This window comes from Brevundimonas sp., from assembly GCF_036677305.1.
Lineage (GTDB): Bacteria > Pseudomonadota > Alphaproteobacteria > Caulobacterales > Caulobacteraceae > Brevundimonas.
The window spans coordinates 1-9,324 of the sequence record NZ_JAKFEB010000103.1; the positions used below are offsets into that span (position 1 = coordinate 1).

Consider the following 9,324-nt stretch of genomic DNA (forward strand, 5'->3'; position numbering starts at 1 on the left):
CATTTCCGACGTGGTGCTGGAAGCGGCGCTGAGCACCATCGTCGATCTGGAGGACTCGGTCGCCGCCGTCGACGCCGCCGACAAGACCGCCGCCTACCGCAACTGGCTGGGCCTGATGAAGGGCGATCTCAGCGAGACCTTCGACAAGGGCGGGCGGTCGATGACGCGGGCGTTGGCGCCGGATCGCGACTTCATCGCCCCGGACGGATCGACCCTGACACTGCCGGGCCGGTCGCTGCTGTTCGTGCGCAACGTCGGCCATCTGATGACGACGCCGGCGGTGCGTCTGGCCGACGGAACCGACGCGCCCGAGGGGGTGCTGGACGCCGTCGTCACCGCGCTGATCGCGATGCACGACCTGAAGGGGCAGGGGCGGTTCCGCAACAGCCGGGCCGGCTCGATCTACATCGTCAAACCCAAGATGCACGGGCCCGAGGAGTGCGCCTTCACCGACGCCCTGTTCGACGCGGTCGAGGACCTGCTGGGTCTGGCGCGGCACACCATCAAGGTCGGGGTCATGGACGAGGAGCGACGCACCTCGGCCAATCTGGCGGCCTGCATCCATGCGGTGAACGACCGCATCGTCTTCATCAACACCGGCTTCCTCGACCGCACCGGCGACGAGATCCACACCTGCATGCAGGCCGGGCCGGTGGTGCGGAAGGGCGAGATCAAGTCGTCCGCCTGGATCGCCGCCTATGAGGCCCGCAACGTCGCCATCGGGCTGAAGTGCGGCCTGTCGGGCCGGGCCCAGATCGGCAAGGGGATGTGGGCGGCGCCCGACCGCATGGCCGAGATGCTGGAGCAGAAGGCGGCCCATCCGAAGACCGGCGCCAACACCGCCTGGGTGCCCAGCCCGACCGCGGCGACCCTGCACGCCCTGCACTATCACCAGACCGACGTCTTCGCCCTGAGGGACGCCATCGCCGCGCGGCCGGTTCCGCCGCTGGAAGACCTGCTGACCCCGCCGCTGGCCGCCGGGCGCAACTGGTCCGAGGCCGAGATCGCCGAGGAGCTGGACAACAACGCCCAGGGGCTGCTCGGCTATGTCGTGCGCTGGATCGATCAGGGCGTCGGCTGTTCCAAGGTGCCGGACATCCACGACGTCGGCCTGATGGAGGACCGCGCCACCCTGCGCATCTCGTCGCAGCACATGGCCAACTGGCTGCTGCACGGCGTCTGCACGGCGGAACAGGCGGATGCGGCGCTGCTGCGCATGGCGGCCAGGGTCGACGCCCAGAACGCGGGCGATCCGCTTTACCGGCCGATGGCTCCCGACCCGGAGGCCAGCCTGGCCTTCCGCGCGGCGAGGGCCCTGGTGTTCGACGGCGCGGTCCAGCCGAACGGCTACACCGAACCGCTGCTGCACCGGTTCCGGCGGATGGCCAAGGACGCCCGCTGATCGCGCCAGGCGGTCAACATTTCTGAATCGTAACTTGCGGACGTGCCGGGCGACTGACAAGGTCCCTTTACTTCACGGAGGGGCTCCCATGCTGACGATCGAAAACCTGACCCATGTCTATGGCAATGGCACACGGGCGCTGGACGACGTCAGCCTGACGATACCCAAGGGGATGTTCGGCCTGCTGGGCCCGAACGGCGCGGGCAAGTCGACGCTGATGCGGTCCATCGCGACGCTGCAGACGCCGACGTCGGGTTCGATCCGTTTCGGCGACATCGACGTGATCAAGGATCCGGAACAGCTGCGCCGCGTGCTCGGCTATCTGCCCCAGGACTTCGGCGTCTACCCGCGCGTCTCGGCCTACGACATGCTGGACCACATGGCGGTGCTGAAGGGCATTTCCAACGGCCGCGAGCGCAAGCAGACGGTCGAGGCCCTGCTGAACCAGGTCAATCTGTGGCCCGTGCGGGGCAAGGCCCTGGCCGGCTTCTCGGGCGGCATGCGCCAGCGCTTCGGCATCGCCCAGGCCCTGATCGGCAACCCCGAACTGATCATCGTCGACGAGCCGACCGCCGGCCTCGACCCCGAGGAGCGCAACCGCTTCCTCAACCTGCTGGCCGAGGTGGGCGAGAACGTCGTCGTCATCCTGTCCACCCACATCGTCGAGGACGTGACGGACCTGTGCCCGCGCATGGCGGTGCTGGCCGGCGGCAAGATCCAGCTGGAAGGCGCGCCCGTCGACCTGATGCACACGCTCGAGGGCAGGGTCTGGACCAAGACCATCGACAAGGCCGAACTGCCCGAGTTCACCAAACGCCACAACGTCATCTCGACGCGCCTGTTCGCGGGCCGGACCGTCGTCCACGTCCTGTCGGACGCCAACCCGGGCGCCGGGTTCGAGCGGGCGCCGGGCGGTCTGGAAGACGTCTATCTGGCGACCGTCAACGCCTCGCGCCGCGCGGCCTGAGGGACGGATCATGTTCGGCAAGATCGCGAGTTTTGAATTCCGCTACCAGCTGCGCCAGCCGGCGTTCTGGGTCATCGCCATCGTCTTCGGCCTGCTGGCCTTCGGCGCCGTGGCCAGCGAGAACGTGTCGCTGGGGTCGGGGGGCAACGTCCTCAAGAACGCCCCCTATTCGCTGGCGACCGCCCACATCATCTTCAACGTCTTCTTCATGCTGGCGACCACGGCCATCGTGGCCAACGTCGTGGCGCGGGACACCCAGACCGGCTTCGGTCCGATGATCCTGTCGACGCGGATCACCAAGGGCGCCTACCTCTACGGCCGCTTCTTCGGCGCCTTCGCGGCGGTGGCGCTTTGCTACCTCAGCATCGCCCTTGGCACCCTGTTCGGCACCCTCATGCCCTGGGTCGACCCCGAGACGGTCGGGCCGTTCCGGTTCGGCGACTACGCCTATGCCTATGGCGTGTTCGGGCTGACCGGCCTGTTCCTGACCTCCGCCCTGTTCTTCATGCTGGCGACCGTCACGCGGTCGATGATGGCGACCTATATCGGCGTGGTCGCCGTGCTGATCGGATACCTGGCCTCGACGGGCGTGCTGGGCTCCAGGCCGGAGTTCGAGACGGCCATGGCCTGGGCCGAGCCGTTCGGTTCGGGCGCCTATTCGCTGGTGACCAAATACTGGACCGCAACCGAACGGAACACGCTGAACGCGCCGCTGGAAGGCGTGCTGCTGTGGAACCGGGTCATCTGGACCGCCGTGGGCGCCGCCTTGCTGGCCGCCTCCTACCTGCTCTACCGCCCCTCGCCGAAGGGCGCGAAGCTGAAGAAGCAGGAGCGCATGAAGGCGCTGGTCGAGAAGGACGTGGTCGTCACGCCCGTCGGCGCCCTGCCGCGCCCGAGCTACGGCTTCGCCAGCGGCCTGACGCAGCTCTGGTCGCGCGCCGTGTTCGAGACCGTGCTGGTCTTCAAGAGCCCCGCCTATGTGGTGCTGATCCTGCTGGCGTTCGCCTTCGCCCTGTCCTTCCTGTTCTTCACCGGGGAAATCTATGGCGCGCCGATCCTGCTGGTGACGCGCGTCGTGATCACGGGCCTGACCGGCACCTTCGGCCTCATCTCCATGGTCATCGCCATCTACTATGCGGGCGAACTGGTCTGGCGCGACCGCGACCGCAAGGTGCACGAGCTGGTCGACGCCTCCGCCACGCCGGACTGGACCTTCCTGGTTCCGAAGACCCTGGCCCTGGCGCTGGTGCTGATCTCGACGCTGCTGATGGGCGTGCTGGCCGGCGTGGTGACCCAGACCATCAAGGGGCACACCGACTACGAGCTCGGGAAATACCTGCTCTGGTATGTCATTCCGCAGTCCCTCGGCTTCCTCCAGCTGGCCGTGCTGGCGATCTTCGTCCAGGCGCTGTCGCCCAACAAATTCGTCGGCTGGGCGATCATGGTCGTCTACATGATCTCCACGATCGTGCTGTCGAACATCGGCTTCGACCACCCGCTGTATCAGTACAGCAGCGGCGTCGGCATGCCGCTGTCGGACATGAACGGGCGAGGCGATTTCGCCACCTTCGCCGTCTGGATGGACTCCTACTGGACCGCCTTCGCCGTGATCCTGCTGGTGCTGGCCTACGGCCTGTGGCGGCGCGGGACGGAGCAGCGGCTCTGGCCGCGGCTGAAGCGGCTGCCGCACCGGCTGATGGGCCCCGCGGGCCTGATCGGCGGCGCGGCGCTTGTCGCCTTCATCGCTCTGGGCGTGTTCATCTACACCAACACCAACGTCTGGAACGAGTACCGGACGCAGGGCGCGCAGGAGAAGGAGCAGGCGGCCTATGAGAAGGCGTTGCTGCGCTATGAGGTCACCCCCCAGCCGTCGGTCGCCGACGTCAAACTGGTCATGGACCTGCGCCCCCATCAGCCGAAGCTGACCACGCGCGGCTCCTATGTGCTGGTCAACAACACCAATGCGCCGCTGACCGAGGTCCACCTGCGCTGGGGCGATGATCTGGACATGGTCAACCTCACCGTCGAGGGCGCCTCGGTGGCCCGCGAGTGGAAGGATTTCGAATACCGGATCTACCGCTTCGCCACCCCGATGCAGCCGGGCGACCGGCGCAACGTGACCTTCGAGACGGTGCTGGAACAGCGCGGCTTCAAGGCCAGCGGCAACACCACCCGGCTGGTCGACAACGGCACCTTCGTCAACAACATGGAGTTCGCGCCGAGGATCGGCATGGACCGCCAGGGCCTGCTGACCGACCGCACCAAACGCCGCAAGGCGGGCCTGCCGGCCGAGCTGCGCCCGGCCAAACTGGAAGACACCTCGGCCCAGTCCCGAAACTATATCGGCGCCGACTGGGTGACGGCCGACATCACCGTCTCGACCGACGCCGACCAGACCCTGGTCGCGCCCGGGACGATGGTGTCCGACGTGGTGCGCGACGGCCGCCGGACCAGCCGGTTCGTCACCGAGTCTCCGGTGCTGAACTTCTTCTCGGTCCAGTCGGCCCGCTACGAACAGACCCGGCGCATGCACAACGGCGTCGAGCTGGTGGTCTTCCATGACCCGCGCCATGACCGCAACGTGCCCCGGATGCTGGACGGCCTGGCGGCTTCGCTGGACTATTTCCAGGCCAACTTCAGTCCGTACCAGTTCAAACAGGCGCGGATCGTGGAGTTCCCGGACTACGCCAGCTTCGCCCAGTCCTATCCCAACACCTTCGCCTGGTCCGAAGGCCTCGGCTTCATCGCCGACCTGAGCGATCCCGAGAAGATCGACTATGTCACCTATGTCGGGGCGCACGAGTTCGCGCACCAATGGTGGGCGCACCAGGTCGTCGGCTCGGAGCAGCAGGGCATGACGGCCCTGTCCGAGACCCTGGCCCAGTATTCGGCCCTGATGGTCATGGAGAAGCAGTACGGCAAGGACCAGATCCGCCGCTTCCTGAAGCAGGAGCTGGACCGCTACCTGCGCTCGCGCGGCACCGAACGGCTGGAGGAACTGCCCCTGATGCGGGTCGAGAACCAGCAGTATATCCACTATCAGAAGGGCGGCCTGGTCATGTACCTGCTGCGCGACCAGATCGGCGAGGACGCGGTCAACCGCGCCCTGCGCCGGGTGCTGGCGCAGTACGCCTTCAAGGGCGCGCCCTATCCGCGCTCGCTGGACCTGGTGGCGGCCATCCGCGCCGAGGCGCCGGCCGACAAACAGGCCCTGATCACCGACCTGTTCGAGAAGATCACCCTGTACGACGTCAAGACCACGGGCGTGACCTCGACCCGCCGCGCCGACGGCCGGTTCGACGTCGCGGTGACGATCGATGCGCGCAAGCTCTATGTCGACGGCAAGGGGGTCGAGACCGCCGCGCCGCTGAACGAGCTGTTCGACATCGGCCTGTTCACCGCCATGCCGGGCAAGGGCGCCTTCAACGCCCGCAACGTCGTCCTGCTGGAGCGCCGGCCGATCCGGTCGGGGGTGCAGACCCTGCGGTTCATCACCACCCGGGCCCCCAGCTTCGGCGGCGTCGATCCCTACAACAAATGGATCGACCGCAACTCGGACGACAATGTGAAGGCGGTGGACTAGCGGGTGCCGAACAGCCGGTCCCCGGCGTCGCCCAGACCGGGCACGATGTAGCCGTGATCGTTCAGCCGCTCGTCCACGGCGGCGGTCCAGACCGGCACGTCCGGGTGCCACCCGCGCAGCCGCTCCAGTCCCTCGGGCGAGGCGACCAGGCAGACGAAGCGCAGGTTGGTCACGCCCCGTTCCTTCAACCGCTCGATGGCGGCGACGGCCGTGTTGGCCGTGGCCAGCATGGGGTCGATGACGATGCACAGGCGGTCGGCGACGTCGTCGGGGGCGCGGAAATAGTATTCGACGGCGTCCAGCGTCTCGGGCTCGCGGTACAGGCCGACGTGGCCGACGCGGGCCGAGGGGACGAGGTCCAGCATCCCCTCCACCAGACCGAGGCCCGCGCGCAGGATCGGCACGAAGACCAGCTTCTTGCCCTCGATCCGCTGGCCGGTGGTGGGGCCGACGGGGGTCTCGACCGGATAGTCCTCCAGCGGCAGGTCGCGGGTGACCTCGTAGCAGAGCAGGGTCGATATCTCGCGCAGCAGCTGGCGGAAGCGGGCGGTCGAGGCAGCCTTCGACCGCATGATGCTGAGTTTGTGCAGGACCAGCGGGTGGGCGACGACGGTGACGCCGTCCATCTTGAAAGGCTTGGTCGGCATCAGAAAACGGTCCCGTCGGAGAGGATGGTCAGGGGCGGACCGCCGCCCGGACGACGTTCGGCGGCGGCGCGGCGGCCGGCGGCCCAGGTGCCGCCTTCCAGCACGCTGGCCAGGGGCATGTCGGCGGCGGCGACGCCCAGTTCGGCGCGGACGAGCGGGGCAATTTTATCCAGCAGGGCCACGGTCATGGCGCGCCAGCCGACCACCAGCGGATCGGAGACCGGCCACGGCTTTGCTGCGTCGGCAGGGTCCTTCAGCGTCAGCACGCCGAGGTCCATGAACAGGCCGCCGTTGCGGTATTCGGCCAGCCCCGTCAGCCCGTCGAGGTCGGTGATCTGGACCCCCGCGGTCTGAAGCGGTTCGACCAGCGAATAGCTGAGCCACTGCGACAGCTTGTGGATCGGTACGAGGCCGTCGGTGGCGTCGCCGCGCCTCATCGCCGGATGTTTCCAGCAGTCGCCGAGATCGACGCCGCCCAGCGTCAGCCGGTCGCGCCAGACGGGGCCGAGGGCCTCCAGCAGGACTTCGAGGATCACGGGGGCGGGCAGGCGGTCCTGATCGTCGGCGCGATCGACCATGGCGTCGAACAGGCCGCCGGGCCGGGGCTCGTCTTCCAGCGCGAACAGGTCGGGTTCGGCGAGGCAGGCCTGGCCGAGCCGCCGCAGCAGGGCGGCGCGGCCGCCGAGGCCGACCAGCGGATTGTCGGCGGTGACCTGGAAGCCCTTGGCGAGCGTATCGGCGGTCAGGAAGGTCAGGGCGACCGCGTCGACGCGCCAGGGATCGTCCTCGGTGACCGAGAAGGCGCCGGCCTCGAACATGCGCAGGGAGGCGATGGCCAGGCCTTCGGAGCGGGTCAGGGTGCGGCCCGTCTGCTTGTCCTTGTAGGCCCAGCCGGGGCCGGAGCCTGCGTCGAGCAGGACCGAGACGATGGCCAGATCGAACTCGGCCCGGGCGCGGGACGCTGGATCGAGCCAGTCGCGATCCCCGGCGGCGGGGCTCCACAGGTCGACGCCGTCGACGGCGAAATGCCGCCAGCGGGCGTGGAAGGGCACGGCCAGCGTCGGATACTGGTCGCGGATCACGGCGGCGACGTATTTCGCCGTCTCCGGCAGCCGGTCGAGATCGACGCGCCAGTGGCCGAGACCGCCGGCGACGCCGATTTCCAGCATCTCGTGCGCCCGCTCGCGGACGGCGCGGGCGTTCAGCAGGCCATGCGCCTGCTGCGTTTCAGAACTGCTCAAGGTCGCGGCCCACCACGCGGGTCAGGTCCTCGGCCGACGGCGGCGCGTCGGGGGTGAAATAGCCGGCCGCCTTCTTGGCCTCCATCTCCACCGAGGCGTCGGGCGGCACGAGGTAGTCGGGAATCGGCACCCGCTCGCCGATCTCGATGCCCGAGGCGGTCAGGGCGTCGTGCTTCATGTTCGACATCGAAACGAAGCGGTCGATCTTCGTAATGCCCAGCCAGTGCAGGATGTCGGGCATCAGTTGCTGGAAGCGCGCATCCTGCACCCCGGCCACGCACTCCGTGCGCTCGAAATAGGTCGCCGCCTGATCGCCGCCGGGCTGACGCTTGCGGGCGTTGTAGACGAGGAATTTGGTCACCTCGCCGAGGGCGCGGCCCTCCTTGCGGTTATAGGCGATCAGGCCGGCGCCGCCGTCCTGGGCCTCGCGGATGCACTCCTCGATGCCGTGGGTCAGATAGGGGCGGCAGGTGCAGATGTCCGAGCCGAACACGTCCGAGCCGTTGCACTCGTCATGGACGCGACAGGTCAGGCGGCGCTTCGGGTCGGCGATCGCGGCCGGGTCGCCGAAGATGTACAGGGTGATGCCCCCGATCGGCGGCAGGAAGACCTTGATGTCCGGCCGCGTGACCAGGTCGGCGTACATGCCGCCCGTCTGCTCGAACAGGGTGCGGCGCAGGGCGGTCTCGGTGACGCCGAAGCGTTCGGCGATGCCGGGCAGATACCAGACCGGATCGATGGCGGCCTTGGTGACGGCGACGTCGCCGCTCTCATGCACGATCTGGCCGTCGGCCTTGAGCCGGCCGGCGGCGATCGCCTCGCCGATCTCGCCCAGCTGCAGGCGGGCGCGGGTGACGGCGATGGTGGGGCGGATGTCGACGCCGTCGCGCAGTTCGTCGGCGAAGTCCTCGGCGACACGCGCGCCCCAAGGGTCGAGGGAGACGATCTTGCCCGGGTCGGTCCACTGCGGGAACGGGCCCATGGGGGTCGTCGGAGAGGTGTTGGTCAGGTCGGGCCGGTTGTTGGCGCTCATGGCTCCCGAGGAGACGGCCAGGGCGCGGTAGACGGAATAGGCCCCGCCGTGGGCGCCGATGGCGTTGCGGTCGCTGCCCGAGTTGACGGTGCCGATGACGGGCCCGCGCTCCTGCGCGGTCGGCGCGCCCCAATTCAGGGGAAAGCGGCTGACGGTCCCCGCGCCGGGGTGGGAGTTGAGCCGGATATGGCTCGGTCGGTTGGACATGTTTCCTCACTCGAAACCGGCTTGTTGTTTTTCTTGCGCCGGACTCTGCAGGACACACCCGGTCGCCGGTTCTGTCCAGTGGGCATGAGTCGACGCGCTCTGGCGAAGGGCCGCCAAAGGCTGGGGAGGGCGCGGGGCGACCGGGCCTCGCCCGGTGCTGTTGCAGAGTTACCGTTTCGACGAGACAGACCGCCCCGCGTCGTCGTTTTCCACGCGCGTGCCGGCCGCCGGCCCTGTTCGGGCC

General features: G+C 68.4%; 6 protein-coding genes. 3 read left to right on the top strand and 3 right to left on the bottom strand.

Translation table 11 applies throughout. The features are described 5' to 3' along the window. The 3 genes from V6M42_RS06155 to V6M42_RS06165 all read left to right on the top strand — a co-directional run. The coding region (locus V6M42_RS06155; protein WP_332677865.1) for a malate synthase G at nt 1–1,402 on the top strand (1,402 nt) is incomplete at its 5' end. Nucleotides 1,403–1,490: 88 nt separating this feature from the next. Next, entirely contained in the window at nt 1,491–2,369 is an 879-nt protein-coding gene (locus V6M42_RS06160; protein ID WP_332660253.1) for an ABC transporter ATP-binding protein, read from the top strand. A gap of 10 nt (nt 2,370–2,379) precedes the next feature. Next, complete coding sequence (locus V6M42_RS06165; protein WP_332677867.1) at nt 2,380–5,952, top strand: ABC transporter permease/M1 family aminopeptidase; 3,573 nt, start codon at nt 2,380–2,382, stop codon at nt 5,950–5,952. Here V6M42_RS06165 and upp read toward each other — a convergent pair. From upp to V6M42_RS06180, 3 genes are read right to left on the bottom strand one after another with little or no spacing between them, the layout of a single operon-like run. Further along, nucleotides 5,949–6,578: a uracil phosphoribosyltransferase gene (upp, locus tag V6M42_RS06170; RefSeq protein ID WP_332677872.1), complete on the bottom strand. Its 630-nt coding sequence runs from the start codon at nt 6,576–6,578 to the stop codon at nt 5,949–5,951. The two genes, V6M42_RS06165 and upp, sit on opposite strands and share 4 nt — an antisense overlap. A gap of 20 nt (nt 6,579–6,598) precedes the next feature. Beyond that, nucleotides 6,599–7,840 carry a URC4/urg3 family protein gene (locus V6M42_RS06175; RefSeq protein WP_332677869.1) on the bottom strand — a complete coding sequence of 414 codons (1,242 nt, stop codon included), beginning with the start codon at nt 7,838–7,840 and terminating at the stop codon, nt 6,599–6,601. After that, entirely contained in the window at nt 7,827–9,080 is a 1,254-nt protein-coding gene (locus tag V6M42_RS06180) for a GTP cyclohydrolase II (RefSeq protein ID WP_332677871.1), read from the bottom strand. Before V6M42_RS06180 ends, V6M42_RS06175 begins: the two co-directional genes overlap by 14 nt. Nucleotides 9,081–9,324 lie beyond the last annotated feature (244 nt).